The sequence below is a fragment of the Pseudomonas sp. A2 genome (genome assembly GCF_023100865.1).
GTDB lineage: Bacteria > Pseudomonadota > Gammaproteobacteria > Pseudomonadales > Pseudomonadaceae > Aquipseudomonas > Aquipseudomonas asiatica.
Map to the genome: position 1 here is coordinate 640,717 of NZ_CP039127.1, position 25,004 is coordinate 665,720.

Consider the following 25,004-nt stretch of genomic DNA (forward strand, 5'->3'; position numbering starts at 1 on the left):
GATCAGCCACGCACCAGCAGCGGGTCTTCAGCGAGCACCAACGGTACTGCGAAGGGGGAGTATCCGAATTGACGGATGAGCAGCCGCCGGTTGTCCTGGACCATGTCGCGGCCGTGCAAGGCTCGGCTGTTGTTGATCAACAATGCGCTGTCAGGCTGCAGGACAAACGCCAGTGGTCGTGCGTTATCCAGTGCTTTCTGAAAGGCGTCGAAAGCGCGCGCCGCTGCGCTGCAGGCGCGGTCATTCAGGCTGAAGCGATAGCTGTTGTAACGAACAGAAAAACCACCATTGGGCTCGAATTGCAGCATTGAAACTGCTTTGCCTGCATTGCCCTGTCCGTGAGCGAAGCAGTCACTGCGGGTGAAATCGAAGGACGTTGAAGTCAGCGCAAGTGTGTCCAGGCTACCCAGGCGTTCAATGATTCCCCGGAGCGGGAAGACATGCGTAGGTTCATTGGCGGGGTTCCAGCGCGCAGTCAGAATCAGTGCAGAGGGAGCAGGGGAGTGAGCGGTGCTGGAAATTGTCGAGCAGTTGTAGGGCGCTTCAGTGTGCGGCCCCAAGCGCAAGCCCGCATGCGAGCTGGTTTCAACTTTAAGGCAGGGATCTTCGTCGAGTCGCGGAATGCGGCCACCGCCCTTGAAGTTGCCTACCAGGCGAACCTGCTTACCCTCGTTATCTATATCGAAGGCGAAACTGCGGTGGCGAACGAGCTCCAGCAGCAGTTGATTGCGTGAGGCAAGGTATTGGCAGCGAGGGTTTTGCGCCAGGGCGGAAATGTCGGGCAGGTACTCTGGTATTGGCTCGTTGGCACAAGGCATCTGCCTGTACATCAAGGCAGATAGCTGGCCCTCACTGAAGCGTTGTAACAGCGCACGCTGTTCCTCACTCAAGGCTTGCTCGAGTTGATCGGCGAATATACGAGCCTGAAGTGCTACTCCTTTGGCCTCCGGGCCACCCAAGTCAGCAATGGTCTGGCTTGCAAAGGCTATGGCTTTGCTTTGCTCCGGGCTGAAATCCAGGTATGCAACTTCCGAACGAGGCATTGAACGCTCCCTGTACTTGTTTTTGAGAAGCTCCCCGGCTGGCAAGTGGGGGAGTCAACTATTCAATGCGGTTGTGCTGTTGCGCGGAAGTCAGCTCGTTCCTGGTATGTCGTAGGAGATTTCTGCGTGTTGCGGTATTGAAAGGTGGAACTTTGAATTCAGTACCGCCTGTGGCATCGAACGGGTCCGGTGTTGGACTTCCCCGCCCGGAAACCGCAAAATGACCCCTTTCCTTCAATCAACCTCTCCGGATCTGCTGACTCTATGCGTATGCGCCTAATGCTGTTGGGTGGTGGCAATGCCCTCGGGCAAGCGCTGATTCGTCTTGGGGCCGAGGAGGACATCGCATTCCTGGCTCCGCGTCCGCCCGAGAACGGCTGGACGCCGGCCAGCCTCACCCAGCTGCTCGACGATCATCGTCCCGATGCACTGGTCAACCTGGCCTATTACTTCGACTGGTTCCAGGCCGAGTCGGTCAGTGAGCAGCGCCTGGCCCAGCAGGAGCGGGCTGTGGAGCGGTTGGCAGAGCTGTGCCAGCACCACCAGATCACCCTGGTTCAGCCGTCCAGCTACCGGGTGTTCGATGGTTCTCGGGCCACGGCCTACAGCGAAAAGGACGAGCCGGTACCGCTGGGCCTGCGTGGCCAGGCCCTGTGGCGCATCGAGCAGAGCGTTCGCGCGGCTTGCCCGCAACACGTGCTGTTGCGCTTTGGTTGGCTGCTCGACGAAAGCATCGACGGGGCGTTGGGCCGCTTCCTGACCCGCGCCGAGCAACCCCAGGAGCTGCTGCTGGCCGATGACCGGCGTGGCAACCCTACGCCGGTCGACGACGCCGCCCGGGTGATTCTGTCGGTGCTCAAACAACTCGATTGCAGTGCGCCGCTGTGGGGCACCTACCATTACGCCGGCAACGAAGCGACCACGCCGCTGGCGCTGGGCCAGGCGATCCTCGCCGAGGCAGGCCAGTACCGGCAGCTGGCCGTGCAGGCGCCGACGCCGCAGGCACATGCCGCACGGCCGGATGCCAGCGAAGAGCCGCAGCACGCGGTACTGGCCTGCAAGAAAATCCTTCATACCTTCGGCATCAAGCCGCGCGCCTGGCGCGCCGGCTTGCCGCCTCTACTGGACCGGTTCTACCGCCATGGCTGACGCCCCCATCCTGATCACCGGCGGTGCCGGCTTTATTGGCTCCCACCTGTGCGATGCGTTGTTGGAGAAAGGCTACGCCGTACGCATTCTCGACGATTTCTCCACTGGCCAGCGGGGCAACCTGCAGGTTGACCACCCTCGGCTGGAACTGGTTGAAGGCGATGTCGCCGATGCCGAGCTGGTTACGCAGGTTACGGCTGGCTGCAGTGCCGTGGTGCACCTGGCAGCGGTGGCCTCGGTGCAGGCCTCGGTCGAGGACCCGGTGCGGACCCACCAGAGCAATTTCATCGGTACCCTCAACGTGTGCGAAGCCATGCGCGTGCATGGGCTGCGCCGGGTGCTGTTCGCCTCCAGTGCGGCGGTGTATGGCAACAATGGTGAAGGCGAGTCGATTGCCGAAGACACCCCCAAGGCGCCGCTGACCCCGTATGCCGTGGACAAGCTGGCCAGTGAGCAGTACCTGGACTTCTACCGTCGCCAGCATGGCCTGGAGCCGGTGGTGTTCCGCTTCTTCAATATTTTCGGGCCGCGCCAGGACCCGTCCTCGCCGTATTCCGGGGTGATCAGCATCTTCTCCCAACGTGCTGTGCAGGGTTTGCCGATTACCGTGTTCGGTGATGGTGAGCAGACCCGGGACTTCCTTTACGTGGGCGACCTGGTGCAGGTGATGGTGCAGGCGCTGGAGCAGCCGCAGGTCGAGGAGGGAGCGGTGAATATCGGCCTCAACCAGGCCACATCGCTTAACCAGCTGCTGGCAGCGCTTGAGAAGGTGGTGGGTAGCTTGCCGGCGGTCAGCTATGTGGCGGCACGTTCGGGTGACATTCGCCATTCGCGGGCGGATAACCAGCGCTTGTTGGCGCGGTTCGAGTTTCCGCAGGCGACGCCGATGGTCGAGGGCTTGTCGCGGCTACTGGGTAAGGGCTGAAATTCTTGGGGGCGCTTTGCGCCCCTATCGCCGGCAAGCCCGCTCCCACAAGAGCGAGAACGCGGTCCCGGTGGGAGCTGGCTTGCCGGCGATGGGCTGCGCAGCAGCCCCAGAATCACTCATGCCGCACCACTTTTCGCAGGCAATCCCCTGCCGCCAGCACCCGCCCATCCCGGGCCCGCACCTGCAGTGTTTCCAGCGCCTGCCCCGTATCACTATCCACCAACTCCGAACGCACCTCGCCCGCCTCGAACAGAAACCGCTCCCCCCACTGCCTCAAGCCAACCACCACCGGGAACACCGATCGCCCTTTCTCGGTCAGCACATACTCCTTGTAGGCACTGCCATCCGACGCCGGCTGCAGCGTCAGCAGCCCACTCTCCACTAGCCACTTCAGCCGTGAGGCGAGGATGTTCTTCGCCAGCCCCAGGTTCTTCTGGAATTCACTGAACCGCCGCAGCCCATCGAATGCGTCGCGCAGGATCATCAGCGCCCAGCGGTCTCCCAGTACCTCAAGCGCCCGGGCTACGGGGCATTGCGCATTGTTTTCATCGAGCATGGACGGGGCCTTTCGTGATCATTCGGTTGCAGATTAAAACCACATTTGCTAAATAGCCAGCATGTGGTTTCAATTCGAAACCAGATTAACGAGACCAGCCCGATGAACCCTGCACTGACACGCTGGATAACCCTGCTGCTGGCCATTACCAGCGCCATGGCTGTGGCGACAGTGTATTTCGCCCAGCCTCTGCTCGAGTCGATGGCCGCTGACCTTGGCGTGGCGCAGCAGCAGATCGGTTGGGTAGTTGGCGCGACCCAGGCGGGCTACGCCCTGGGGTTGTTGCTGATCGTGCCGTTGGGTGACCTGATCGACCGCAAGCGCCTGCTGCTCGGGCAGTTGCTGTTCTCGGCCCTGGCGCTGGTTGGGGTAGGCATGGCGCCCAACTGGGCGCTATTGCTGCTGGCCCTGGCTATCACCGGGCTGATGGCGGTCATGGTGCAGGTGATGGTGGCGCATGCAGCGAGCCTTGCCGACCCCGGCCAGCAAGGGCAGGCCGTGGGCACCGTCACCAGCGGCATAGTGCTGGGCATTTTGCTGGCGCGGCTGGTCTCGGGCGGGCTTGCCGACCTGGCTGGCTGGCGCAGCGTGTACCTGATTACCGCCGGGTTGTTGATGCTGCTGGCCCTGGTGCTGTGGCGCAGCCTGCCCGTGGGGCAACCGGTGTCGCTGCGGTCTGGCTACCGGGCGCTGATCGTTGCCCAGTTCAGGCTGTACCGGCACGACCGGCTGCTGCGTCAGCGCGGGTTGTTCGGCGTGTTGATCTTCGCTGCGTTCAGCGTGCTCTGGAGTGCCATGGTCATGCCCCTGAGTGCCGAGCCACTGGAGCTGAGCCATACCGCGATCGGTCTATTCGGCCTGGCGGGTGTTGCCGGCACATTGGCGGCAGCGCGCGCCGGTCGCCTGGCCGACCAGGGGCTGGGGGAGCGCACCACCGGGGTAGCGCTGATTCTGCTTGTGCTGTCATGGCTGCCCACTGCCTTCGTCGGGCATTCACTGATGGCCTTCGGGTTGGGTGTGCTGATGCTGGACTTTGCCGTGCAGGCGGTGCATGTCACCAACCAGAGCCTGCTGCTGGCGGGGCGTGGCGCAATGGCCAGCCGGTTGATCGGCGCCTACATGTGCTGCTATTCGCTTGGCAGTGGAGTGGGGGCAGTGCTGGCGAGCTGGGTGTATGCCCATTGGGGTTGGGCAGCGGTGTGTGGGCTCGGGATGGGCATCAGCGCGGTCGCGCTGGGGTACTGGTTATGGCTGCAACGCGCGAGGGCGGCCGAAGCCGCCCTGCAGTGTTCAGGTCAGAACTTGTAGCCAAGGCCGACCATGTACACCCATGGGTCGACATCGACGTCGACTTTGGTCTTGCTGTAGCCCAGTGCGGACGGGCCGTCGACGCTGGCCTTGGTGTCGATGTCGATGTACCAGACCGAAGCGTTGACCAGCAGGTTGTCGGTGATCATGTAGTCCATGCCCAGCTGGCCGGCGAAGCCTACCGAGTCCTGCAGCTCCAGGTTGCTGAAGCCCTGCTGCTTGCGGGTGCTGCTGAGGTCTTCATCGAAGAACAGCGTGTAGTTGATGCCGACGCCGGCATACGGCTGGAACTTGGAAGTCGGCTCCATCGGGTAGTACTGCAGCGACAGGGTTGGCGGCAGTTGCTTGATGTCGGCCAGCTTGCCGTCCAGGCCGCCGCCCAGACCTTTGACGCCGACGGTGTGCTTGAACGGGGTGGCTGCCAGCAGCTCCAGGCCGATGTGGTCGGTGAGCATATAGGCGAAGGTCAGGCCCAGTTGGGTGTCGCTGTCCAGAGTCGCCTTGGTGCCCGAGACTTTGTTGCCGTCGAATTTCAGGTCGCCGCTGCTTTCGTTGGGAGCAGTGGTAATGGCACCTGCGCGGACGATGATATCGCCTGCCTGGTGGGCGTTGGCGACAGGGGCAGCGAGCGCCAGGGCCGCGAGGGCGGCGCTGAGCAAGGACTTGTTCATGGAAGCTCCCAGAGGACGTGAGTAATCGAGTAGTCCAATGGTACGGATGCGTCTGAACGGAAAGTTTGACCCAGCTCAACGAAGCATCGTCACAAATTCGAAATAGTTCTCATCTCAGCTCATAAGCGTATATTTTCTCGGCTTCCATCTGGTAGCCGGCATCGGCCAGTTCGCTGCTGGAGGCTCTAACCTGAAGCTTTCCCTCGATCCAGTAGGGCTGGTAGAGGTCTTCTATGCGAACGCCCATTTCACTGAAGATGTGCACAATCTGGTTCGACGGTGGCGGTGGCACGTGGATGCACGCGCCGTAGTAGGGGACCAGCAGGAATTCGGTGGTGCGGCCTTCTTCGCTCACCTCCAGCGGCACGATGTAGCCGGGCAGTTTGATCTGCTGGCCGTCGAGGCTTTTTACCACTGGAGCATCGGGAGCCTGCTGGCGCGCCGGTGGGGCGGACTCGGCGGACAGGGCGTTGCTGAGCTGCGACATGTCGTGCAACGGCGCGAGTTGGGGCGGGATGACCGGGGCGCCTTCGGGGATGAGGGCGGGCCAGTCAAGTTCGCGGGGTTCCGAGGCCCAGGTGGGCGATGCCAGCGAAAGCAGCATGACCAGTAGTAGTTGTACTGCCTGTACTGGCCTCTTCGCGGGTGAACCCGCTCCCACAGGTCCTGCATAGGCTTTGAAGCTTGTGGTGGACCTTGTGGGAGCGGGTTCACCCGCGAAGAAGGCAGTGAGGTATTGGATCATTGCACGCCCTCAGAGGTGAATGGACAAGCCGTCGGCCAGCGACTGCCGATAGGCCCGCCACGCCGGTACGCTGCCCATCAGCAGCGCAGCTCCCAGTATGATAGCCAGCAATGTCCATTCATGAGCACTCGGCATGGCCAGCGGCAAGTACAAACCATAGTTGGCCTGCACATACCCTTGTGCCAGGGCGATTCCCGCATACAGCAAGCCAAGCCCTGCAGCGATCCCTACCGCCGCCAGCGACAGTGCCTCCAGCACCAGCAGCCCTGCGATATGCCACGGCCTGGCACCAACCGAGCGCAATATCGCCATCTCCCTGCGGCGTTCATTGAGGCTGGTGAGAATCGCCGTAAGCATGCCGATCAGGCCGGTCAGCACCACGAACAGCGACACCACGAACAACGCCTGCTCCGCGGTGCCCATCAGGCTCCACAGCTCCTGCAGGGCTACCCCGGGCAGGATCGCCAGCAACGACTCGCTGCGGTATTCATTGATCTCCCGCTGCAGGCTGAATGTCGCGATCTTGCTGTTCAGGCCGAGCATGAACGCAGTGATGGCGGCAGGCTGCAGGTCCATGGTCCGTGCCTGCTCGGCGCTGATACGCCCGGCGCCACGGGCCGGCACCCCGTTGTGCCAGTCGATGTGGATGGCTTCCATGCCGCCCAGGCTGATATGCAGCGTGCGGTCGACCGGTGTGCCGGTGCGCTTGAGCACTCCGACTACGGTGAACGGCTTGTCGTCGTGCTTGACCAGGCTGATCGCGGCCACGCCGTGGGCAAGCACCAGCTTGTCGCCCAGCTTGTAGTGCAATGCCTCGGCCACTTCGGCACCCAGCACCACCTCGAACGGATCATCGGCAAACGCGCGGCCATGGCTCAATTCCAGGTGCTGGCGGCGGCCGTACTGGTAATGGCTGAAGTAGTCGCCGGTAGTGCCCATCACTCGATAACCACGGTGCGAGTCGCCCAGCGAGATGGGGATGGCCCATTTCACCCGCGGGTCCTTGGCGTAGTGCTCATAGCTGTCCCAACGGATGTTGTTGGTGGCGTTGCCGATGCGGAACACCGAGTACAACAGCAGGTTCACCGAGCCGGAGCGGGCGCCGACGATCAGGTCGGTACCGCTTATGGTGCTGGCGAAGCTGGCCCGGGCCTCGGTACGGACCCGCTCCACGGCCAGCAGCAGGCACACCGACAGGGCGATGGCGAAGGCGGTGAGGAATGCGGTGAAGCGGCGGTTGGCCAGGCTGGCCAAGGCAAGGCGGAGCAGGTACATCAGGCCTCCCGGGGCTTGGCGGCGCGGTTGAGTTCGGCCAGCGACAGGTGGCGGTCGAACAGCGGCGCCAGGCTCTGGTCGTGGCTGACGAACAGCAGGCTGGTACCGGCGGCGCGGCATTCATCGAACAGCAAGCGGATGAACGCTTCGCGGGTGTCGGCATCCAGCGCCGAGGTCGGTTCGTCGGCGATCACCAGTTCGGGTTGGCCGATCAGTGCGCGGGCGGCAGCGACCCGTTGCTGCTGGCCGATCGACAGGCTGTCGGCGCGGCGGGCGAGCAGGGCGGGGTCGTCCAGGCCCAAGTGGGCCAGCAAGGTGCTGGCTGCCTGGTCGACACTGCCATGGCGTTGCTCGGCGCGGGCCTTGCGGCTGCGCGAGAAGCGGCAGGGCAGCTCGACATTTTCGCGTACCGAGAGGAACGGCAGCAGGTTGAACTGCTGGAAGATATAACCGGTGTGGTCGACCCGGAAGCGGTCACGGGCGCCTTGGCCCAGGCGGCCGAGGTCCTGGCCGAGCAACTGGATGCGGCCTTGGCCCGGTACGTTCACCCCGCCCAGCAGGCCCAGCAATGTGGTCTTGCCACTGCCACTGGGACCCTTGAGAAACAGTGCTTCGCCAGCTTCCAGGCGGAATGCCGGAATATCCAGCAGCGCCGGCTGGCCGGGCCAGGCAAACACCAGGTCATGCAGTTCGATCAACGGCTGGCGCATTCAGAACGCGACCGCAGCCTTGGCTGGCGTGGCTTCCGCGCCTTTCTGGCCATTGGGGCCGATCAGTTGAACGGTGATTTTCTGGGTAGCCGGGAACGCCTTGAACAGCGGAGCGAGGTCCACCTGCGCCAGTTTGTCGGGGTTGGCGCAAGTCAGCTGGTAATGGGCGCCGATGTCGCTGTGCTGGTGGCTGTGCTCGTGCTCGTCACCATCGTCGTCGGCTTTCGGGGCATCACCGAACAGCGGGCTTTCCAGTTCCTGCTGGTCTTCCTTGCAACCGGCAGCGGCGGGCAGGCCGAACAGCTTCAGTGGTTGCTCCAGCTGCTGGCGCACCGCCGCGACCTTGGCCTTGTCGGCGTCGCTGTTGGCGGCGTGTTCGAAGCCGACCAGGTTCATTGCCGGGCTGTCCAGCTCCAGCTCCAGGGTGTTGCCATCGAGCACGGCATTGAGCTTGGCCACGCCATGCTCGTGGGCGCCGAGGGTGCCGTGGGCGTGGTCGTGATCGTGATCATCATCGTGGGCATGGGCCACGGCCAGGGGCAGCAAGGCGAAGGGCAGGGCAAGCAACAGGCGACGCATGGACGACTCCGGAGCGGGCAAGAAGATTGGGTTATGTTATAACAGCTTTTCCCCGTGCTGCCAGCCTGCGTGGCGCAGGTTTCATGTTGGGGTAGGATGGCGGCATTGACTTGGGTTCAGGGAATGCAGCATGAGAATTCGTGGACAGATTGGTGATTGGCCTGTGGACCTGACCATCGAGCTGGCGCCTGAAGAGTGGGCACAACTGGGGCGGCAGATCGAATTGCCCGCGGTGGCGCAGACCGCAGCAACCGAAACCGTGGCGACAACGCGTCAGGATGACGGGCAATGGACTGCGGCGTGTGAGGTGTTGCGCCTGGCGGGGCAGATGAGCGGGCCGGAATTGCTGGATCGGCTCGAAGGGCTGGCGGGAAGTACGGCGGCGGGTAAGCGGCTGCTGGTGCGCTTGCGGCATAGCAGTGAAGTCAAGGTGGAAAGTGGCGTGGACGCGCCGGTGTATCACTGGGTTGGGTGAAGGCTTTCAGGATTTTTGGGGCTGCTTTGCAGCCCATTCGCAGCACAAGGCTGCTCCTACAGGGACTGCGCAACACGTGGTGTAGGAGCAGCCTTGTGCTGCGAATGGGCCGCAAAGCGGCCCCGGCATTGTCAGAACATCGCCGCCGACAACTTGCGACGATACACGCCGACCAGCGGGTGATCACCGCCCAACAGCTCGAACACCTGCAGCAACGCCTTCTGCGGCAGCCCGTTCTCATACCCACGGTTACGCTGGAACAGCTTCAGCAACCCTTCCAGCGCCGCTTCATACTGCTGGCGCGCCAACTGCTGCACGCTCAGCTGATAAGCCGCTTCATCATCCTGCGGGTTCTGCGCCAGGCGGCTTTTCAGGTCAGCCACTTCCGGCAGACTGGCGGCCTGGCGCAGGAAGGTCAGTTGTGCCTTGGCACCGGCCAGTGCAGCTTTGTGCTCGTCAGTCTTGACCGCATCCAGCACCACCTGGGCCTCACCCAGCTCCCCGCGCTCGGCCAGGCAACGGGCATACAGGATCAGTGCCTCGGCATTGCTGTTGTCCTCACCCAGCAGTGCCTGCAACAGTGCTTCGGCCTCGGCAAAACGGCTTTCGGCAAAAAGTCCCTTGGCCTGCTCCAGTGGCGAGGCGGTAGGCGCGGCAGGCAGTTGCACGTGCGGCTCGAGCATCGCGCGGATCGCCGATTCCGGCTGCGCACCGGCAAAACCGTCCACCGGCTGGCCGTCCTTGAACAGCACCACGGTCGGCAGGCTGCGGATGCCGAACTGGGCAACTACCTGTTGCTCCACGTCACAGTTGATCTTGGCCAGCAGCAACTCGCCCTGATAACCCTCGGTGATCTTCGCCAGCAGCGGCATCAGTGCCTTGCACGGCGCGCACCACTCGGCCCAGAAATCCACCAGCACCGGTTTGTGGAAGGAGTTCTCGATAACCAGTTGCTGGAAGGTGGCATCGGTAGCGTCGAAAATGTAAGGCGTGTCTTGGGTCATCGCGACTCTCGCAAACTCGTGGATAACACCACTATAAAGTGTCGCGGCTGGCGTGGTACAGGCTGACCCGGCGGAATTCGTGCGGCTCGGCCAGGTCTGGCAGGGTAAGCGCTTCCAGCACGCCCAGCTGCTGGTACAGCGGGTGGCTGAAGTCGCGTACCCGCGAGTCGGCCACCAGCGCCTGGCGCCCGCGGCCGAGGAAGGCATCCAGCAGCGGCAGGTTGGCGCGGTCGTACAGCACGTCGGCAACCAGGATCAGATCGAAGCGGTCGTCTTCGGCGAAGAAATCGCTGCTGTAACCCAGTTCCACCCCGTTCAGCGCGGCATTCGCGCGGCAGGCATCGAGTGCCAGCGGGTCGAGGTCGCAGGCCACCACTTCCAGCGCACCGGCGCGGGCGGCGGCAATACCGGCGATACCGGAGCCGGCGCCAAAATCCAGCACGCGCTTGCCGGCTACCCATTCCGGGTGCTCGGCCAGATAACGGGCCATGGCCAGGCCGCTGGCCCAACAGAAGCTCCAGTAGGGCGGATCTTCAAGAATGCGCCGAGTCTCCTCGCTACTGAAGGCGCGGTCCATGTTCTGGTCGTCGATCAGCCACAGCTTGAGGTCGCAGCCGGGCAGCTCGCTGACGACAAGACGCGCTTCGCCGATCAGGCCGCTGAGGGCCTGTTGCAGGGGCTGTTGTAGGGAGACTGGCGCCACTTACGGCGCCTTCTCGAAACGCAGCGGGCCGGTGGCCTGGGTCTGGGCCTGGGTAATGCGCACCGGCGGCAGGTGCATGATCAGCTGGCCAGAGCTGCTGGCGCGGCCGCGCAGCTCGACCCGGGCACCAGCGGGGAAGGCCTCGGGGTTGAAGCGCAGTTGGTAGGGCAGGGCCTGGCCGGTGCCAGTCAGATTGCTGCTGGCCAGCAAGCGTTGTGGGCGGTCGCGTTCGTCGATGACCAGCAAGGCCAGCTCCACGTCGGCACCGGCGGGGATTTCCAGCAAGGTGCCGCTCAGCTCGCGCTGGTAGGCCGGCAGCGGGCCCAGTACTGCGGCCGGCTTGGCCGTGCGGGCTGGCGTGGGTGCCGGAGGGGTGTCGGGCTTCGGCCTGTCGCTGCCGCAGGCAGCGAGCAGGGCGGCGCAGCACAGCACGACGAGCGCTCGGTAGTGCATGGGGTAGTCCTTCACGGGCAGATTTCCCATGGATGTTAACCCCTTTGGCTTGTCTTGCCAGTGGGATGCGCTACCATGGCCCTCCCTTTTTTTGTTGCCTGCCACCATGCACTGTCCCTTTTGCGGTGCCAACGACACCAAGGTAATCGACTCTCGCCTCGTCGCCGAGGGCGAGCAGGTGCGCCGCCGCCGTGAATGCGTCGCCTGCGGCGAGCGCTTCACCACCTTCGAAACCGCTGAGCTGGTGCTGCCCCGGCTGATCAAGCAGGACGGCACGCGCCAACCCTTCGACGAAGAAAAACTGCGAGCCGGCATGCAACGGGCACTGGAAAAGCGCCCGGTCAGCGTCGAGCGCCTGGAAGCTGCGCTGGCGCATATCAAGAGCCGCCTGCGTGCCACCGGCGAGCGTGAAGTCAAATCGCTGGTGGTGGGTGAGATGGTCATGGCCGAGCTGCGCAAGCTCGACGAAGTGGCCTATATCCGTTTTGCCTCGGTTTACCGGCGCTTCCAGGACCTCGACGAGTTCCGCGAAGAAATCGACCGCCTGGCTCGCGAGCCGGCTAAAGAGTGAACATGCCCAGCCAAGCTGCCATCCTCGACGCCCACTACATGGCCCGCGCGCTGGAGCTGGCGCGCAAGGGCCTGTACACCACCCACCCGAACCCGCGCGTAGGCTGCGTGATCGTGCGCGATGGCGAGGTGGTTGGCGAAGGCTGGCATGTACGCGCCGGCGAGCCGCATGCCGAAGTGCATGCGCTGCGCCAGGCCGGTGAGCGTGCCCGTGGCGCCTGTGCCTATGTCACCCTCGAGCCGTGCAGCCACCATGGCCGCACGCCGCCGTGCGCCGAAGCGCTGGTCAAGGCAGGCGTGGCACGGGTGGTAGCCGCCATGCAGGACCCCAACCCGCAAGTGGCGGGGCAGGGCTTGCGGCGCCTGGCCGAAGCCGGTATCGAAGTGGCCAGCGGCGTGCTCGAGGCCGAGGCCCGCGCACTCAACCCCGGTTTCCTCAAACGCATGGAGCACGGCCTGCCGTTCGTTCGCGCCAAGCTGGCCATGAGCCTGGATGGCCGCACCGCCATGGCCAGTGGCGAAAGCCAGTGGATCACCGGCCCGGCCGCCCGCTCGGCGGTGCAGCGCCTGCGCGCCCGCTCCAGCGTGGTACTGACCAGCGCCACCAGCGTGTTGGCCGACAACGCGCGGATGACCGTGCGCGGCGCCGAGCTGGGCCTGGATGCCGAAACCACTGCCCTGGCTCTCAGCCGCACACCGCTGCGCGTGCTGATCGATGGCCACCTGCGCCTGCCGCTGGATGCGCCGTTCTTCCAGGCTGGCCCGGCGCTGGTGGTGACCGCTGTCGCAGATGACCCGCGCTATGCCGCTGCCGGCCACGAACTGCTCAGCTTGCCGGGTGACAATGGCCAGGTAGACCTGTCGGCGTTGCTGCAGGCCCTGGCGGCCCGCGGCATCAACGAAGTCCTGCTGGAAGCCGGTGCCGGCCTGGTCGGCGCCTTCGCCCGGCAAGGCCTGATCGACGAGTACCAGCTTTTCGTCGCCGGCACGTTCCTTGGTTCCCAGGCCCGTCCGCTGTTGGACTGGCCACTGGACAAGATGAGCGAAGCGCCGCGGCTGAAAATTACCGAAATGCGCGCAGTGGGCGATGACTGGCGGGTCACGGCCATCCCCCTGCCGGCACCCCGCGTATAATGCCTGGCTTGCCCTGCGCAAAACGTTTTTGAGGAAGACCCAATGTTCACCGGCATCATCGAATCCATCGGCACCATCCGCAGCCTGACTCCCAAGGGTGGCGACGTGCGCGTCTACGTCGAAACCGGCAAGCTCGACCTGGGTGACGTCAAGCTCGGCGACAGCATCGCCGTCAACGGCGTGTGCCTGACCGCCGTCGAACTGCCGGGCGACGGCTTCTGGGCCGACGTCAGCGTCGAAACCCTCAAGCGCACCGCCTTCATCGACCTCAAGAGCGGCAGCAAGGTCAACCTAGAAAAAGCCCTGACTCCCACTACCCGGCTGGGCGGGCACCTGGTCAGCGGCCACGTCGACGGGGTCGGCGAAATCATCTCGCGCAGCGATAACGCCCGCGCCATCCAGTTCCGCGTGCGTGCACCGAAGGAACTGGCCAAGTACATCGCCCACAAGGGTTCGATCACCGTCGACGGCACCAGCCTGACGGTCAACGAGGTCAATGGCGCCGAGTTCGAGCTGACCATTGTCCCGCACACCCTGTCCGAAACCATCATGGCCGACTACCGTGCAGGGCGTCGGGTAAACCTTGAGGTCGACCTGCTGGCCCGTTACCTGGAGCGTCTGCTGCTGGGTGACAAGGCCGCCGAACCGAGCAAGGGCAGTGGCATTACCGAAAGCTTCCTGGCCGCCAACGGCTTCTTGAAATCCTGATTGAGAAGGGGGTGCCGCGTGGCGCTCAACAGCATCGAAGAACTGGTCGAAGACATCCGCCAGGGCAAAATGGTCATCCTTATGGATGACGAAGATCGCGAAAACGAAGGCGACATCATCATGGCAGCCGAGTGCTGCCTGCCCGAACATATCAATTTCATGGCCAAGCACGCCCGTGGCCTGATCTGCATGCCGATGACCCGCGAGCGTTGCGAAACGCTGAAGCTGCCGCTGATGGCGCCGCGCAACGGCTCGGGCTTCGGCACCAAGTTCACCGTGTCGATCGAAGCCGCCGAAGGTGTCACCACCGGCATCTCCGCCGCTGACCGCGCACGTACCGTGCAGGCGGCCGCTGCCAAGGACGCCAAGGCCGAAGACATCGTCAGCCCTGGCCACATCTTCCCGCTGATGGCCCAGCCTGGCGGTACCCTGGCCCGTGCCGGCCACACCGAGGCCGCGTGCGACCTGGCGCGCATGGCCGGTTTCGAGCCGAGCGGCGTGATCTGCGAAGTGATGAACGACGACGGCACCATGTCGCGCCGCGCCGAACTGGAAGTGTTTGCCGCCGAGCACGGCCTGAAGATCGGCACCATCGCCGACCTGATTCACTACCGCATGATCCACGAGCGCACCGTGCAGCGCGTCTCCGAGCAACCGGTCGAGAGCGAGCTGGGTGAGTTCAACCTGGTCACCTACCGCGACGCGGTGGAAGGCGACGTGCACATGGCCTTGACCCTGGGCAAGATCTGCGCCGAAGAGCCGACCCTGGTCCGCGTACACAACATGGACCCGCTGCGCGACCTGCTGCTGGTCAAGCAACCGGGCCGCTGGAGCCTGCGCGCCGCCATGGCTGCCGTGGCCGAGGCCGGCAGCGGCGTGGTATTGCTGCTGGGGCATCCGCTGGACGGCGACGTGTTGCTGGCGCACATCCGCGAAAGCGCTGGCGATGCACCAGTCAAGGCACCGACTACCTACAGCACCGTGGGTGCAGGTTCGCAGATCCTGCGCGACCTCGGTGTGCGCAAGATGCGCCTGATGAGTTCGCCGATGAAGTTCAACGCGATATCCGGATTCGATCTGGAAGTTGTAGAATACGTGCCCTCCGAGTGACTTGAGGCGGCAGTGACGCCCTCCAGCTCGAGTCCATACCCCTGTCGAGGCCGCCAGCATGCGGCCTCGCTCTTGAAGATGAGAATATCGGAATGACCCTGAAGACCATCGAAGGTACCTTCATCGCCCCCAAAGGTCGCTATGCTTTGGTGGTTGGCCGCTTCAACAGCTTCGTCGTCGAAAGCCTGGTAAGCGGTGCCGTTGATGCCCTGGTACGCCACGGTGTCAGCGAAAGCGACATCACCATCATCCGTGCCCCGGGTGCATTCGAAATCCCGCTGGTGGCACAGAAGGTCGCCCAGCAAGGCGCCTACGACGCGATCATCGCCCTGGGCGCCGTGATCCGTGGTGGTACCCCGCACTTCGAATACGTGGCGGGCGAATGCACCAAGGGCCTGGCCCAGGTGTCCATGGAGTTCGGTGTTCCGGTGGCCTTCGGCGTACTGACCGTCGACTCCATCGAGCAGGCCATCGAGCGTTCCGGCACCAAGGCCGGTAACAAAGGTGCTGAAGCTGCCCTGTCCGCTCTGGAAATGGTCAGCCTGCTGGCGCAGTTGGAGGCCAAGTGATTAGCGACGAAAGCGATCGTTTCAACCCGCGCGATCCAAAACCTGCGGATGCCGGCAAGCCATCGAAGAGTGCCAAGCGCCGCGAAGCCCGCAAGCTCGCGACCCAGGCGCTGTACCAGTGGCACATGGCGCAGCATTCGCTGAACGAGATCGAAGCGCAGTTCCGGGTCGATAACGATTTCTCCGATGTCGACGGCGCTTATTTCCGCGAGATCCTCCATGGGGTCCCGGCGATCAAGAGCGAAATCGACAGCGCCCTGAAGCCATGCCTGGACCTGGCACTGGAAGAGCTCGACCCGGTCGAGCTGGCCGTGCTGCGTCTGTCTACCTGGGAGTTCATCAAGCGCGTCGACGTACCGTACCGCGTGGTGATCAACGAAGGTGTCGAGCTGGCCAAGGTCTTCGGTGCCACCGACGGCCACAAGTTCGTCAACGGTGTGCTGGACAAGCTGGCCCCGAACCTGCGCGAAGCAGAAGTCAAGGCGAACAAGCGCTGATCCTGGCGCTTGCGGACCATGGGTGAGTTCGAGCTGATCAGCCATTACTTCGCCGCCGCGCCCTGTGCGCAAGGCGGTGAAGGCGTGGCCCTTGGCATTGGTGACGACTGCGCCTTGCTGGGCCTTCCTGTCGGCGAGCAACTGGCAGTGTCCACCGACACCCTGGTTGCCGGGGTGCATTTTCCGGCTCTGTGCGACCCTTGGTTGCTCGGCCAGCGCTCGCTGGCCGTGGCGGCCAGCGACCTGGCTGCCATGGGCGCCACCCCCATCGGCTTCACCCTTGCCCTGACCTTGCCCGAGGTCAGCGCCGACTGGCTGCAAGCCTACGCCAGCGGCCTCAACCGCATGGCCGGCCATTGCCAGCTAAGCCTTATCGGTGGCGACACCACTCGCGGCCCCCTGAGTATCACCATGACCGTGTTCGGCCGGGTTCCGGCGGGGCAGGCGTTGCGCCGTGGCGGGGCTCGTCCGGGCGACTTGCTGTGCGTGGGCGGTGAGCTGGGCAATGCGGCGGGTGCCTTGCCGCTGGTGCTGGGCCAGCGCCAGGCGGATGCCGCGCTGGCGCAACCGTTGCTCGACCATTACTGGTCGCCATCGCCACAGTTCGCCCTGGGCCAACTGCTGCGCGGGCGTGCCACCTCGGCGCTGGATATTTCCGACGGCTTGCTGGCCGACTGCGGGCATATCGCCAAGGCCTCCCGTGTGGCGCTCGAGGTGAACCTGGAGCAGGTACCAGTGTCAGCCGCTCTGCAGGGGTTCCTCGGTGCCGAGGCGGCCGTGCAGGCGGCGCTGACCGGTGGCGACGACTATGTGCTGGCGTTCACCTTGCCGCCAGCCGAGCTTTCATCCCTGCAGGCACAAGGCCTGGCGGCGTTCCATGTCATCGGGCGGGTGCTCGAAGGGCAGGGTGTGAGCCTGCGCGACCGGCAGGGCCAGGACATCACCCCGCGGCAACGCGGCTATCAACATTTTAGGGAGACACCGTGACCGATCACCCCAACCAGGTGCCTGCGGAGTTTGTTCCGCCTTCGGTCTGGCGCAACCCGTGGCACTTCATCGCCTTCGGTTTCGGTTCTGGCACCTTGCCAAAGGCGCCGGGCACCTGGGGCTCGCTGGTGGCCATACCGTTCATCCCGCTGTGGCAGATGCTGCCCGACTGGGGCTACTGGCTGTTGCTGGGCGTGAGCATGCTGTTCGGCTTCTGGCTATGCGGCAAGGTCGCCAATGACTTGCGCGTGCACGACCATGAAGGCATTGTCTGGGACGAGATCGTCGGCATGTGGATAACCCTCTGGCTGGTGCCGGAAGGCTGGCAGTGGCTGCTGGCGGGGTTCCTGATGTTCCGCTTCTTCGACATTCTCAAGCCGTGGCCGATCCGCTGGGTCGACCGCCATGTGCATGGGGGCGTTGGCATCATGCTCGACGATATCCTGGCTGGCGTGTTTGCCTGGCTGGGGATGCAGGTTCTGGTTTGGGCGGTTGCCTGATACAGGGAGCGTGTGAATGGCCATGAGGACCGTGCTGGTGGCAATGCTGCTGAGCCTTGCACCATGGGCGGCGGCTGCCGAGGGTGTGCCGAAACAGATCCACCTGGTCAGTGAAGAGTGGCTCGACTACACCAACGCCGACGGTACCGGGGTAGCCTGGGACGTGCTGCGCAAGGTGTTCGAGCCGGCCGGGGTCAAGGTAGTGACCCAGAGCGCGCCCTACAGCCGTGCGGTCGGGCTGGTGAAGCGTGGCGAGGCTGACGCCTGGGTAGGCTCGTACAAGGAAGAGAACGACGACAACCTGTACCCGCGCTGGCACTTCGACATGGACCACATCTACGCGCTAGGGTTGGTCAGCAAGCCAGTGCCTACTCGGCAGACCATAGGCCGCTACCGCTTGGCCTGGGTGCGTGGCTACGACTTCGGTAGCTATCTGCCCGATGTGCATGACTTCCGCGAAGTCCAGCGCCGCGAAGGCATCCTGCCGATGCTCGAGCATGACCGCGTGGACTTCTACATCGATGCGCTGACCGAGATCGACTACGTGCTCGGCCAGACCTCCCAGCCCGAGCGCTTCCGCCGCACCCATGTGGCCGAACTGCCTCTGTACCTGGCCTTTGCCCGCAGCGACCAGGCCAAGGCCCTGCGCGACCTGTTCGACAAGCGCATGGCCGAGCTGGTGCGCAGTGGTGAGCTGAAGCCGATCTTCGAGCACTGGCAGCAGCCGTATCCGTTCAGCCCGGATAGCAAACCGCATTGAGGCGCAGAGCACCAAGGCCTGTGCGGTCCCTGTGGGAGCGGGTTTACCCGCGAACACCGGCGAAGCCGGTGCCAGGCACCGCGTTACCTTCTTCGCGGGTAAACCCGCTCCCACAGAAGCCCGCGTAGGGGGCAGGGTTGATCGATGGCCTAATAAGCATCGAACTTTTCGATCTTACCCCACGGTATTCAGCCAGCCCACATCCCCCAACCTGCTGATACAATCGGCCCACGAGAAATTTAAACTTATTCCAGGAGCACAACGTGCCCGTCGTCTTTGTTGCCGCCTCTAAACTCCCGACTCCCTTCGCGACCTTCACCATGCATGGCTTCCTCGACGAAGCCACTGGCCGTGAGCACGTGGTGCTCAGCCTGGGTGACATCGCGGACGGCCAGCCGGTGCTGGGGCGCCTGCACTCCGAGTGCCTGACCGGCGATGCCCTGTTCAGCCAGCGCTGCGACTGCGGCTCGCAGCTGGAAGCCGCGCTGCAGGCCATCGCCCGTGAAGGCCGTGGCGTGCTGCTGTACCTGCGCCAGGAAGGCCGTGGCATCGGTCTGCTGAACAAGATTCGCGCTTATGAGTTGCAGGACGGTGGCGCCGATACCGTCGAGGCCAACGAGCGCCTGGGCTTCGCCGCCGACCAGCGCGACTACGCCATGTGCCTGCCGATGCTGGAGCACCTGGGCGTGAAGTCGTTGCGCCTGATGACCAACAACCCGCGCAAGGTCAAAGCCCTGACCGACATGAACATCGTCGTCGCCGAGCGCGTACCGCTGCACACCGGGCACAACCCGCACAACCGCTACTACCTGGCAACCAAGGCCGGCAAGCTGGGCCACATGCTGGGTAACGAGCACCAGGGCGAGGTGCCTCAGGCGTGACCCGCGCCGAGGTCAAGCGGCGCCTGGCGCTGGCCTGGTGGCAATACCTGGCGGTGGGCCTGGTGCCGCTGCCAGTGATGGCCTGGGCCTTCGGTGGCGGTGATGCGCTGGCCTCGGTGTTGGCCATGCCACTGTTCATTGCCGGCGCGGCGACCATGTTCCTCAGCCTGCCGCGCTTCGGTGCCTACAAGCGCGCCCTCATCGCCACATCCAAGGTGCTCGGCACTGGTGAAGAGCCCGCCGCCTGGATCGAGCTGGCGCGGGTGCGGCGCCTGGCCATGCTGTATGCCTGCTTCCCGGCCTGGGTCGCCGCCTTGTCGGTGCTGGTCGGCCTCGAGGCGGTGCCACAGATCCTGCTGGCGTTGTCCACCGCAGTGGTGCTGTACCTCTATCGCATTCCACGCCAGCTCGGCTGATGCGCCTGCTGCCCGGCCTGTTGGCGCTGCTCGTCTGCTCCACACTGGCCGCCGAACCCCTGCGAGTGGTCAGCCTGGCCCCGTCGATGAGCGAGATCATGCTCGAACTGCAGGCCGATGACCTGCTGGTCGGTGTGCTCGACGGTGGCGAACGGCCGGCGGCGCTGCGCGAGTTGCCCTCGGTGGGACGCCAGGGGCAACTGGACCTCGAACGCCTGCTCAGCCTGCGCCCCGACCTGTTGCTGCTGTGGCCGGGCAGCGTGCCGCCGGCCCAACGCGACCAGCTCAAGCGCCTGGGTATCGCAACGTACAGCGCAGAACCCAATGATATCGACCAGCTGATCGAGCAGATCGAAGCCATCGCCGAACGAATCGGCCGTGCCGAACAGGGCCATCGGTATGCCCAGGCCCTGCGTGACCGGCTGCGGCAGCTGCGCCAGCAGTATCGACGGGACGAGCCCCTGCAGGTGTTCTACCAGGTCTGGGACCGACCGCTGTATACGCTCGGTGGCCGGCAGGTGGTCAGTGATGCCCTGGCCGTTTGCGGCGCGCGTAATGTCTTCGCCGATCTCACCCAGGCGGCGCCGCAGGTAAATGTGGAGTCTGTGCTGCTGCGCAACCCGCAGGTCATTCTGGCGGGTGATGAGGCGCAGCTGGCGGGTTGGAAGGCCTGGCCACAACTGCGTGCAGTTGCCGGTGATCGTTTACTGGTGGTGCCAGACAAGGGCCTGGAGCGGCCTAGTGGGCAGATGATCGAAGCTACGGCGCGTTTGTGTGCGTTGCTCGAGGCTAACGCGCCGGCGTCCAAGTAAGCTTTTGCGAGGGCTGCGCCCTCGATCGCGACGCAAGGCCGCTCCCACAGGGACTGCGCAAGGCTTGGTGGCTTGCACGACCTTTGTGGGAGCGGCCTTGTGTCGCGAAAGGGCCGCAAAGCGGCCCCCAAGGGATTACAACCCGAGCCTGGCCATCCGAGCCTTCACCGAAGCCTCGATCCCAGCCGCATCCAGCCCGCACTCAGCCAGCATCTGCGCCGGCTTGGCATGCTCGACATAGATGTCCGGCAACCCCAGGTGCAGCAGCGGTTTCACGATCGCCTGGCTGGCCAGGAACTCACCCACAGCCGCACCGGCACCGCCCATGATGGCGTTTTCTTCGATGGTTACCAGCAGCTCATGGCTTGCAGCCAGCTCCAGCACCAGCGCCTCGTCCAGCGGTTTGACGAAACGCATGTCCACAACGGTAGCGTTGATCTGCTCGGCCACCTGCATGGCCTCGGCCAGTTGCACGCCGAACACCAGCAAGGCGACTTTCTCGCCCTGGCGACGGACCACGCCCTTGCCGATTTCCAGCGGCTCCAGGTCACCGCTGATCGGCGCGTTCGGGCCGGTGCCACGCGGGTAGCGCACAGCCGCCGGGCCGTTGTACAGGTGGCCGGTGCTGAGCATCTTGCGCAGTTCGTTTTCGTCGCTTGGGGTCATCACCAGCATGCCCGGGATGCAGCGCAGGTACGACAGGTCGTAGCTGCCCGCGTGGGTCGGGCCGTCTTCGCCGACCAGGCCGGCGCGGTCGATGGCGAACAGCACGTCAAGATTCTGTACCGCCACGTCGTGGATCAGCTGGTCGTAGGCGCGCTGCAGGAAGGTGGAGTAGATCGCCACCACCGGCTTGCTGCCCTCGCAGGCCATGCCGGCCGCCAGGGTCACGGCATGTTGCTCGGCAATCGCCACGTCGAAGTAACGCTCCGGGTAGCGCTCGCTGAACTCGACCAGGTCGGAGCCTTCCTTCATCGCCGGGGTAATGCCCACCAGGCGGTTGTCGGCGGCAGCCATGTCGCACAGCCACTGGCCGAATACCGCGGAGTATTTCGGGCCGCTGGCTTTCTTCGGTGCGGCGGGTTTGTCGGCCGGCTCCAGCTTGGTGATGGCGTGGTAGCCGATCGGGTCGATCTCGGCCGGGGCGAAGCCCTTGCCCTTCTTGGTCACCACGTGCAGGAACTGCGGGCCCTTGAGGTCACGCATATTCCGCAGGGTGGCGATCATGGTCGGCAGGTCGTGGCCGTCGATCGGGCCGATGTAGTTCCAGCCCAGTTCTTCGAACAGCGTGCCCGGCACCAGCATGCCCTTGGCGTACTCCTCGGTGCGGCGGGCGATTTCCCAGGCGCCTGGCAGGCGCGACAGCACTTTTTTGCTGCCTTCGCGCATGCTCGCGTAGGTGCGGCTGGAGAGGATCTTGGCCAGGTAGTTGGACAGGCCGCCGACATTGCGCGAAATCGACATGTCGTTGTCGTTGAGGATCACCAGCATGTCGGCGTTGACTTCCTGGGCGTGGTTCAACGCCTCGAAGGCCATGCCGGCGGTCAGCGCGCCGTCACCGATCACCGCGATCGACTTGCGGTCGCTGTTCTGCAGGCGGGCGGCAATGGCCATGCCCAGTGCGGCGCTGATCGAGGTGCTGGAGTGGCCGACGCCGAAGGTGTCGTACTCGCTCTCGCTGCGACGCGGGAAGGCGGCGATGCCGTCCTTCTGGCGCAGGCTGAGCATGCGGTTACGGCGCCCGGTGAGGATCTTGTGCGGGTAGGCCTGGTGCCCCACGTCCCACACCAGCCGGTCGTCGGGGGTGTCGAAGACATAGTGCAGGGCGATGGTCAGCTCGATGACGCCCAGGCCGGCACCAAAATGCCCACCGGTCTGACCCACGGTGTAGAGCAGTTCCTGGCGCAGTTCGTCGGCCAGGGTCTCCAGGTCGGCTTCGGCCAGCCGGCGCAGGCCGGCAGGCGTGTCAGCGCGGTCGAGCAACGGCGTGACCGGGCGTTCGCGGGGGATCTCTTGAAACGTCGTGGGCATCAGGCGAGTCGTTATAGGTGTGTGAAGACGCGGCAGTTTACCCCATTGTAGGAAATACTGCCCATTCAACCACGGGTTACGCGGCCCCTGTGGGAGCGGGTTCACCCGCGAATGCGGCGGTAAACTCGACATCGCATTCGCGGGTAAACCCGCTCCCACAGGGATTGGTGTCGTTGCTTAATTGCGGCGTTCGACGATGTAACGCGCCAACGCCCGCAGCGGTTCGGCCTTTTCGCCGAACCCTTGCAGTGCGACCAGCGCCTGGTCGCGCAGTTCGATCGCATAGGCCTTGGCCGCTTCCAGGCCCAGCAGCGCCGGGTAGGTCGGTTTGTCACGGGCGATATCGGCCCCCTGGCGTTTGCCCAGGGTGGCGGTGTCGCTTTCCACGTCAAGGATGTCGTCCTGCACCTGGAACGCCAGGCCGATGGCCTGTGCATAGGTCTGCAAGGCATCCAGTTGCGCCTGTTCGGCGCGGGCGCTGGCCAGGGCGCCGAGGCGCACGCTGGCTTCGATCAGCGCGCCGGTCTTGTGCCGGTGCATGAACTCCAGCGCCTGCTGGTCCAGCTTCAGGCCAACCGAGCCCAGGTCGATGGCCTGGCCACCGACCATGCCTGCCGGGCCGGCAGCCTTGGCCAGGGCCTGGACCATGGCCAGGCGAATGCTGTCAGCCTGTGGGCTCAGGCGCGGGTCGAGCAGGGCGCTGAAGGCCAGGCTCTGCAGACCGTCGCCGGCGAGGATCGCGCAGGCTTCATCGAAGGCTTTGTGGGTGGTCGGCTGGCCGCGGCGCAGGTCGTCGTCATCCATGGCCGGCAGGTCGTCATGCACCAGCGAGTACGCGTGGATCAGTTCCACCGCACAGGCTGCGCCGTTGGCCTGTTCGGCCGGGGCGCCCAAGGCTTCGCAGGCCGCGTAGGCCAGCAGCGGACGAACGCGTTTGCCACCGTTCATCACGCTGTAGCGCATGGCGGCGTAAAGGCGTTCGAGTTCCTTGGTCGGGGCGACGAACAACGGTTCGAGGGCGGCGTCGACCCGCGCCTGGCAGCTGGCCTGGTAGGTGCCGATCATGCTTCCGGCTCCGCGTCGAAGGGCTGGGCAGCCAGTTCGCCATCGCGTTCCAGCAGGATCTGCACCTTCTGTTCGGCCTGGGCCAGGGCGCCCTGGCAATCGCGGGTCAGGGCGATGCCTTGCTCGAAGGCGGCCAGCGACTCTTCCAGCGACAACTCGCCGTTCTCCAGGCGCTCGACCAGTGCTTGCAGGTCTGCGAGGGATTGCTCGAAATCGAGGGAGGCTTTTTTGCGGGCCATGGCGACTGTCTCGGTGGCATTCAGAACGGCGCGACACTAGCAGAGCGGGGCGGGGGGAGCAAACTTCCGGCAGCCTGAGGTTGCACTTGCCGGCCTCTTCGCGGGTAAACCCGCTCCCACAGGTACTGCACCGGTTCCGAGTCTGCGCGGTCCCTGTGGGAGCGGGTTTACCCGCGAATGGGCCGCAAAGCGGCCCCGTGCGGTGGATCAGGCTGGCTCTGCCTCGAGCTCCAGCATGGCCTCACGGTACCGCGCCAGTTCCTCGATGGTCAGCACCGGCAGATTGTATTGCCGCGCATACACCGCCACCTGCTCGCCACGGGCCATCGTGCCATCGGGGTTCATCAGTTCGCACAGCACTGCCGCCGGGCGCAACCCGGCCAGGCGTGCCAGGTCTACCGAGCCTTCGGTGTGGCCACGGCGGGTCAGCACCCCGCCATTGCGGGCGCGCAGCGGGAATACATGCCCCGGGCTGACGATATGGCGCTGGTCCGCAGTAGAGCGCAATGCCGCGCCAATGGTGGTGATGCGGTCCTGGGCGGACACCCCGGTGGTGATGCCTTCCGCCGCCTCGATGGTGACGGTGAAGCCGGTGCCATGGCGGGCCTGATTGTTCTGCACCATGGGTGCCAGTTGCAGTTCGTCGACGGTGGCCTCGTCCAGGCACAGGCAGACGATGCCGCTGCAATCGCGAATCATCATGGCCATGGTCTGCAGCGAGATGTTCTCGGCGGCGGCGATGATGTCCGCTTCGTCCTCGCGGTCGTCGTCGTCGAGCAGCAGCACAGGGCGCCCGGCCCGGAAGGCGGCGATGGCGGCGCTGACATTGGGGAATTGCGGGTGGTGCGTGGTGGACATGAAACGCTCCTCGTGAATGATCGATGAACGTCTCGGGGCGAACAAAATGCGCGCGCAGGGGCGCCCGGATGGCCCCTGCCTGACGCCTTCTTTCATCCGGACTATGACCGTCGGCTCTGGAGTCTCACCAGATCTGCTGACCCCCGGCATGGCCGGGGCGCTCGCGGGCTCATCTTTCGATTTACCGCCGGTGGGGACTTTCACCCCGCCCTGAAGACCCGCCAAGCATACAGCACATTGCCACCTCGCTGGCAACCGACGGCTCTAC

Annotated in this window: 30 protein-coding genes and 1 riboswitch; of the genes, 16 read left to right on the top strand and 14 right to left on the bottom strand. The window is 64.6% G+C overall.

The features are described from left to right. Window positions 1-2: 2 nt before the first annotated feature. A complete protein-coding gene (locus E5221_RS03020; RefSeq protein WP_102083497.1) occupies window positions 3-1,043 on the bottom strand; it encodes a TauD/TfdA family dioxygenase in 1,041 nt (346 codons plus the stop codon). Window positions 1,044-1,307: 264 nt separating this feature from the next. Here E5221_RS03020 and E5221_RS03025 point away from each other — a divergent pair, with 264 nt between their 5' ends. Together E5221_RS03025 and E5221_RS03030 are read left to right on the top strand one after the other, a co-directional pair. Beyond that, window positions 1,308-2,192, top strand: coding sequence for a sugar nucleotide-binding protein (locus E5221_RS03025; RefSeq protein ID WP_024086179.1), 885 nt, complete (start codon window positions 1,308-1,310; stop codon window positions 2,190-2,192). After that, complete coding sequence (locus E5221_RS03030) at window positions 2,185-3,117, top strand: NAD-dependent epimerase/dehydratase family protein (protein WP_023662675.1); 933 nt, start codon at window positions 2,185-2,187, stop codon at window positions 3,115-3,117. The genes E5221_RS03025 and E5221_RS03030 overlap by 8 nt, the downstream gene beginning before the upstream one ends. A gap of 115 nt (window positions 3,118-3,232) precedes the next feature. Here the strand turns inward: E5221_RS03030 and E5221_RS03035 are convergent, their stop codons facing one another. Continuing rightward, window positions 3,233-3,676: a helix-turn-helix domain-containing protein gene (locus tag E5221_RS03035; RefSeq protein ID WP_013970662.1), complete on the bottom strand. Its 444-nt coding sequence runs from the start codon at window positions 3,674-3,676 to the stop codon at window positions 3,233-3,235. 102 nt (window positions 3,677-3,778) lie between these two features. Here E5221_RS03035 and E5221_RS03040 point away from each other — a divergent pair, with 102 nt between their 5' ends. Beyond that, window positions 3,779-4,984, top strand: coding sequence for an MFS transporter (locus E5221_RS03040; RefSeq protein ID WP_061551349.1), 1,206 nt, complete (start codon window positions 3,779-3,781; stop codon window positions 4,982-4,984). On the opposite strand, the gene E5221_RS03045 is transcribed toward E5221_RS03040, so the two are convergent. The 5 genes from E5221_RS03045 to E5221_RS03065 all read right to left on the bottom strand — a co-directional run bounded on the left by E5221_RS03045 (window position 4,972) and on the right by E5221_RS03065 (window position 8,964). Continuing rightward, on the bottom strand, window positions 4,972-5,655 hold the full coding sequence (locus E5221_RS03045; RefSeq protein WP_061551350.1) for an OmpW family outer membrane protein: 684 nt from the start codon (window positions 5,653-5,655) through the stop codon (window positions 4,972-4,974). The two genes, E5221_RS03040 and E5221_RS03045, sit on opposite strands and share 13 nt — an antisense overlap. A gap of 109 nt (window positions 5,656-5,764) precedes the next feature. Next, a complete protein-coding gene (locus tag E5221_RS03050; protein WP_038408606.1) occupies window positions 5,765-6,259 on the bottom strand; it encodes a DUF3299 domain-containing protein in 495 nt (164 codons plus the stop codon). Between the two features lie 150 nt (window positions 6,260-6,409). Continuing rightward, window positions 6,410-7,675 carry an ABC transporter permease gene (locus tag E5221_RS03055; protein WP_247846838.1) on the bottom strand — a complete coding sequence of 422 codons (1,266 nt, stop codon included), beginning with the start codon at window positions 7,673-7,675 and terminating at the stop codon, window positions 6,410-6,412. Beyond that, on the bottom strand, window positions 7,675-8,385 hold the full coding sequence (locus tag E5221_RS03060) for an ABC transporter ATP-binding protein (RefSeq protein WP_061551351.1): 711 nt from the start codon (window positions 8,383-8,385) through the stop codon (window positions 7,675-7,677). Before E5221_RS03060 ends, E5221_RS03055 begins: the two co-directional genes overlap by 1 nt. Continuing rightward, on the bottom strand, window positions 8,386-8,964 hold the full coding sequence (locus tag E5221_RS03065; RefSeq protein ID WP_102083494.1) for a DUF2796 domain-containing protein: 579 nt from the start codon (window positions 8,962-8,964) through the stop codon (window positions 8,386-8,388). It abuts the gene before it with no gap. A 130-nt stretch (window positions 8,965-9,094) separates the two neighbouring features. Between E5221_RS03065 and E5221_RS03070 the strand changes: the two genes are divergently transcribed. Further along, window positions 9,095-9,439, top strand: a complete 345-nt coding sequence (locus E5221_RS03070) for a hypothetical protein (protein ID WP_102083493.1) — start codon at window positions 9,095-9,097, stop codon at window positions 9,437-9,439. A gap of 131 nt (window positions 9,440-9,570) precedes the next feature. On the opposite strand, the gene trxA is transcribed toward E5221_RS03070, so the two are convergent. From trxA to E5221_RS03085, 3 genes are read right to left on the bottom strand one after another with little or no spacing between them, the layout of a single operon-like run. Next, entirely contained in the window at window positions 9,571-10,443 is an 873-nt protein-coding gene (gene trxA, locus E5221_RS03075; RefSeq protein ID WP_013970670.1) for a thioredoxin, read from the bottom strand. Between the two features lie 31 nt (window positions 10,444-10,474). Beyond that, on the bottom strand, window positions 10,475-11,146 hold the full coding sequence (locus E5221_RS03080; protein WP_003259339.1) for a 50S ribosomal protein L11 methyltransferase: 672 nt from the start codon (window positions 11,144-11,146) through the stop codon (window positions 10,475-10,477). Beyond that, the gene (locus E5221_RS03085; protein ID WP_039614618.1) at window positions 11,147-11,599 is read right to left on the bottom strand and encodes a YbaY family lipoprotein; all 453 of its coding nucleotides are present in this window, start codon (window positions 11,597-11,599) and stop codon (window positions 11,147-11,149) included. A 106-nt stretch (window positions 11,600-11,705) separates the two neighbouring features. Between E5221_RS03085 and nrdR the strand changes: the two genes are divergently transcribed. From nrdR to E5221_RS03145, 12 genes are all read left to right on the top strand, one after another. Then, window positions 11,706-12,170, top strand: a complete 465-nt coding sequence (gene nrdR / locus E5221_RS03090) for a transcriptional regulator NrdR (protein ID WP_003255402.1) — start codon at window positions 11,706-11,708, stop codon at window positions 12,168-12,170. 2 nt (window positions 12,171-12,172) lie between these two features. Further along, entirely contained in the window at window positions 12,173-13,303 is a 1,131-nt protein-coding gene (gene ribD / locus E5221_RS03095; protein ID WP_085721425.1) for a bifunctional diaminohydroxyphosphoribosylaminopyrimidine deaminase/5-amino-6-(5-phosphoribosylamino)uracil reductase RibD, read from the top strand. Between the two features lie 42 nt (window positions 13,304-13,345). Then, the gene (locus tag E5221_RS03100) at window positions 13,346-14,011 is read left to right on the top strand and encodes a riboflavin synthase (RefSeq protein WP_003255399.1); all 666 of its coding nucleotides are present in this window, start codon (window positions 13,346-13,348) and stop codon (window positions 14,009-14,011) included. Between the two features lie 18 nt (window positions 14,012-14,029). Beyond that, window positions 14,030-15,121 (top strand): bifunctional 3,4-dihydroxy-2-butanone-4-phosphate synthase/GTP cyclohydrolase II, encoded by a 1,092-nt coding sequence (gene ribBA, locus E5221_RS03105; protein ID WP_003259341.1) that lies wholly within the window; start codon window positions 14,030-14,032, stop codon window positions 15,119-15,121. 92 nt (window positions 15,122-15,213) lie between these two features. Further along, window positions 15,214-15,690: a 6,7-dimethyl-8-ribityllumazine synthase gene (gene ribE / locus E5221_RS03110; RefSeq protein ID WP_003255395.1), complete on the top strand. Its 477-nt coding sequence runs from the start codon at window positions 15,214-15,216 to the stop codon at window positions 15,688-15,690. Beyond that, complete coding sequence (gene nusB, locus E5221_RS03115; protein WP_013970674.1) at window positions 15,687-16,187, top strand: transcription antitermination factor NusB; 501 nt, start codon at window positions 15,687-15,689, stop codon at window positions 16,185-16,187. Before ribE ends, nusB begins: the two co-directional genes overlap by 4 nt. An 18-nt stretch (window positions 16,188-16,205) precedes the next feature. Then, window positions 16,206-17,174, top strand: a complete 969-nt coding sequence (gene thiL, locus E5221_RS03120) for a thiamine-phosphate kinase (RefSeq protein ID WP_102083491.1) — start codon at window positions 16,206-16,208, stop codon at window positions 17,172-17,174. After that, complete coding sequence (locus E5221_RS03125; RefSeq protein ID WP_004376077.1) at window positions 17,171-17,674, top strand: phosphatidylglycerophosphatase A; 504 nt, start codon at window positions 17,171-17,173, stop codon at window positions 17,672-17,674. The genes thiL and E5221_RS03125 overlap by 4 nt, the downstream gene beginning before the upstream one ends. Before the next feature lie 16 nt (window positions 17,675-17,690). Then, window positions 17,691-18,434 carry a transporter substrate-binding domain-containing protein gene (locus E5221_RS03130; RefSeq protein ID WP_102083490.1) on the top strand — a complete coding sequence of 248 codons (744 nt, stop codon included), beginning with the start codon at window positions 17,691-17,693 and terminating at the stop codon, window positions 18,432-18,434. A 263-nt stretch (window positions 18,435-18,697) separates the two neighbouring features. Then, on the top strand, window positions 18,698-19,315 hold the full coding sequence (gene ribA, locus E5221_RS03135) for a GTP cyclohydrolase II (RefSeq protein WP_003260612.1): 618 nt from the start codon (window positions 18,698-18,700) through the stop codon (window positions 19,313-19,315). Next, complete coding sequence (locus tag E5221_RS03140; protein ID WP_075044459.1) at window positions 19,312-19,731, top strand: MFS transporter; 420 nt, start codon at window positions 19,312-19,314, stop codon at window positions 19,729-19,731. The genes ribA and E5221_RS03140 overlap by 4 nt, the downstream gene beginning before the upstream one ends. Further along, window positions 19,731-20,543, top strand: coding sequence for a cobalamin-binding protein (locus tag E5221_RS03145; RefSeq protein WP_247846839.1), 813 nt, complete (start codon window positions 19,731-19,733; stop codon window positions 20,541-20,543). The genes E5221_RS03140 and E5221_RS03145 overlap by 1 nt, the downstream gene beginning before the upstream one ends. Window positions 20,544-20,678: 135 nt before the next feature. Here E5221_RS03145 and dxs read toward each other — a convergent pair whose 3' ends face one another. From dxs to ribB, 4 genes are all read right to left on the bottom strand, one after another. Continuing rightward, window positions 20,679-22,574, bottom strand: a complete 1,896-nt coding sequence (dxs, locus tag E5221_RS03150; protein ID WP_024086183.1) for a 1-deoxy-D-xylulose-5-phosphate synthase — start codon at window positions 22,572-22,574, stop codon at window positions 20,679-20,681. 177 nt (window positions 22,575-22,751) lie between these two features. Next, on the bottom strand, window positions 22,752-23,639 hold the full coding sequence (gene ispA / locus E5221_RS03155) for a (2E,6E)-farnesyl diphosphate synthase (RefSeq protein WP_039614624.1): 888 nt from the start codon (window positions 23,637-23,639) through the stop codon (window positions 22,752-22,754). Next, window positions 23,636-23,878: an exodeoxyribonuclease VII small subunit gene (locus tag E5221_RS03160; RefSeq protein WP_003255380.1), complete on the bottom strand. Its 243-nt coding sequence runs from the start codon at window positions 23,876-23,878 to the stop codon at window positions 23,636-23,638. The genes ispA and E5221_RS03160 overlap by 4 nt, the downstream gene beginning before the upstream one ends. Window positions 23,879-24,085: 207 nt before the next feature. Next, window positions 24,086-24,736, bottom strand: a complete 651-nt coding sequence (gene ribB / locus E5221_RS03165; protein WP_039614625.1) for a 3,4-dihydroxy-2-butanone-4-phosphate synthase — start codon at window positions 24,734-24,736, stop codon at window positions 24,086-24,088. An 80-nt stretch (window positions 24,737-24,816) separates the two neighbouring features. Continuing rightward, window positions 24,817-24,958: riboswitch (FMN riboswitch) on the bottom strand. Window positions 24,959-25,004: the final 46 nt, after the last annotated feature.

Excerpts from the sequence above, each read along its gene's own strand:
- E5221_RS03020 (WP_102083497.1), bottom strand. The coding sequence starts at position 1,043 with ATGCCTCGTTCGGAAGTTGCATACCTGGATTTCAGCCCGGAGCAAAGC.
- E5221_RS03025 (WP_024086179.1), top strand. The coding sequence starts at position 1,308 with ATGCGTATGCGCCTAATGCTGTTGGGTGGTGGCAATGCCCTCGGGCAA.
- E5221_RS03030 (WP_023662675.1), top strand. The coding sequence starts at position 2,185 with ATGGCTGACGCCCCCATCCTGATCACCGGCGGTGCCGGCTTTATTGGC.
- E5221_RS03035 (WP_013970662.1), bottom strand. The coding sequence starts at position 3,676 with ATGCTCGATGAAAACAATGCGCAATGCCCCGTAGCCCGGGCGCTTGAG.
- E5221_RS03040 (WP_061551349.1), top strand. The coding sequence starts at position 3,779 with ATGAACCCTGCACTGACACGCTGGATAACCCTGCTGCTGGCCATTACC.
- E5221_RS03045 (WP_061551350.1), bottom strand. The coding sequence starts at position 5,655 with ATGAACAAGTCCTTGCTCAGCGCCGCCCTCGCGGCCCTGGCGCTCGCT.
- E5221_RS03050 (WP_038408606.1), bottom strand. The coding sequence starts at position 6,259 with ATGCTGCTTTCGCTGGCATCGCCCACCTGGGCCTCGGAACCCCGCGAA.
- E5221_RS03055 (WP_247846838.1), bottom strand. The coding sequence starts at position 7,675 with ATGTACCTGCTCCGCCTTGCCTTGGCCAGCCTGGCCAACCGCCGCTTC.
- E5221_RS03060 (WP_061551351.1), bottom strand. The coding sequence starts at position 8,385 with ATGCGCCAGCCGTTGATCGAACTGCATGACCTGGTGTTTGCCTGGCCC.
- E5221_RS03065 (WP_102083494.1), bottom strand. The coding sequence starts at position 8,964 with ATGCGTCGCCTGTTGCTTGCCCTGCCCTTCGCCTTGCTGCCCCTGGCC.
- E5221_RS03070 (WP_102083493.1), top strand. The coding sequence starts at position 9,095 with ATGAGAATTCGTGGACAGATTGGTGATTGGCCTGTGGACCTGACCATC.
- trxA (WP_013970670.1), bottom strand. The coding sequence starts at position 10,443 with ATGACCCAAGACACGCCTTACATTTTCGACGCTACCGATGCCACCTTC.
- E5221_RS03085 (WP_039614618.1), bottom strand. The coding sequence starts at position 11,599 with ATGCACTACCGAGCGCTCGTCGTGCTGTGCTGCGCCGCCCTGCTCGCT.
- nrdR (WP_003255402.1), top strand. The coding sequence starts at position 11,706 with ATGCACTGTCCCTTTTGCGGTGCCAACGACACCAAGGTAATCGACTCT.
- ribD (WP_085721425.1), top strand. The coding sequence starts at position 12,173 with ATGCCCAGCCAAGCTGCCATCCTCGACGCCCACTACATGGCCCGCGCG.
- E5221_RS03100 (WP_003255399.1), top strand. The coding sequence starts at position 13,346 with ATGTTCACCGGCATCATCGAATCCATCGGCACCATCCGCAGCCTGACT.
- ribE (WP_003255395.1), top strand. The coding sequence starts at position 15,214 with ATGACCCTGAAGACCATCGAAGGTACCTTCATCGCCCCCAAAGGTCGC.
- thiL (WP_102083491.1), top strand. The coding sequence starts at position 16,206 with ATGGGTGAGTTCGAGCTGATCAGCCATTACTTCGCCGCCGCGCCCTGT.
- E5221_RS03130 (WP_102083490.1), top strand. The coding sequence starts at position 17,691 with ATGGCCATGAGGACCGTGCTGGTGGCAATGCTGCTGAGCCTTGCACCA.
- E5221_RS03145 (WP_247846839.1), top strand. The coding sequence starts at position 19,731 with ATGCGCCTGCTGCCCGGCCTGTTGGCGCTGCTCGTCTGCTCCACACTG.
- dxs (WP_024086183.1), bottom strand. The coding sequence starts at position 22,574 with ATGCCCACGACGTTTCAAGAGATCCCCCGCGAACGCCCGGTCACGCCG.
- ispA (WP_039614624.1), bottom strand. The coding sequence starts at position 23,639 with ATGATCGGCACCTACCAGGCCAGCTGCCAGGCGCGGGTCGACGCCGCC.
- E5221_RS03160 (WP_003255380.1), bottom strand. The coding sequence starts at position 23,878 with ATGGCCCGCAAAAAAGCCTCCCTCGATTTCGAGCAATCCCTCGCAGAC.
- ribB (WP_039614625.1), bottom strand. The coding sequence starts at position 24,736 with ATGTCCACCACGCACCACCCGCAATTCCCCAATGTCAGCGCCGCCATC.